Annotated in this window: 2 pseudogenes; both read left to right on the forward strand. The window is 71.8% G+C overall.

Annotated features, from left to right (window positions below):
• Nucleotides 1-944 (forward strand): annotated as a pseudogene (locus ACFY3N_RS36680) (2-oxoglutarate ferredoxin oxidoreductase subunit alpha); the annotation flags it as partial.
• A pseudogene (locus ACFY3N_RS36685) lies at nucleotides 937-1,064 on the forward strand (2-oxoacid:ferredoxin oxidoreductase subunit beta); the annotation flags it as partial. The pseudogenes ACFY3N_RS36680 and ACFY3N_RS36685, both read left to right, overlap by 8 nt.

The following is a 1,064-nucleotide window of genomic DNA, read 5'->3' on the forward strand; positions in this document are numbered from 1 at the left end:
GCGGCTCCCTGGCGGTGACCACCACCTCCGGTCCGGGGGTGGCGCTGAAGTCGGAGACGATCGGGCTGGCCGTCTCGCTGGAGCTGCCGCTGCTGGTCGTGGACATCCAGCGCGGCGGCCCGTCCACCGGGCTGCCGACCAAGACCGAGCAGGCGGACCTGCTGCAGGCGATGTACGGGCGCAACGGCGAGGCGCCGGTCCCGGTCGTCGCGCCCCGCACCCCGGCCGACTGCTTCGACGCCGCCCTGGAGGCCGCCCGCATCGCCCTCACCTACCGCACCCCCGTCTTCCTCCTCTCCGACGGCTACCTCGCCAACGGCAGCGAACCCTGGCGCATCCCGGACCTCGAGGAGCTGCCGGACCTGACCGTGCAGTTCGCGCAGGGACCCAACCACACGCTGGACGACGGCACCGAGGTGTTCCGGCCCTACCAGCGGGACCCGCAGACCCTGGCCCGTCCCTGGGCCATCCCCGGCACCCCGGGTCTGGAGCACCGGATCGGCGGCATCGAGAAGCAGGACGGCACGGGCAACATCTCCTACGACCCGGCCAACCACGACTTCATGGTCCGCACCCGGCAGGCGAAGATCGACGGCATCGAGGTGCCCGACGTCGAGGTGGACGACCCGCACGGGGCGAGGACCCTGGTGCTGGGCTGGGGGTCGACGTACGGGCCGATCACGGCCGCCGTGCGCCGTATCCGCAAGGAGGGCGGCCGGATCGCGCAGGCCCATCTGCGTCACCTCAATCCCTTCCCGCGCAATCTCGGTGAGGTTCTCGCCCGGTACGAGCGCGTGGTGGTCCCGGAGATGAACCTGGGGCAGCTCGCCGCTCTCGTCCGGGCGAGGTACCTGGTCGACGCCCGCTCCCACACCCAGGTCAACGGCATGCCGTTCAAGGCGGAGCAGCTCGCCGCGGCGCTGAAGGAGGCCCTCGATGACTGACCCCGACGCCCTGCTGCAACTGGTGCCCAAGGCCGAGGGCCGGCAGTCGATGAAGGACTTCAAGTCCGACCAGGAGGTGCGCTGGTGCCCCGGCTGCGGCGACTACGCCGTGCTGGCCGC

Source organism: Streptomyces sp. NPDC000348 (genome assembly GCF_042898795.1).
GTDB lineage: Bacteria > Actinomycetota > Actinomycetes > Streptomycetales > Streptomycetaceae > Streptomyces.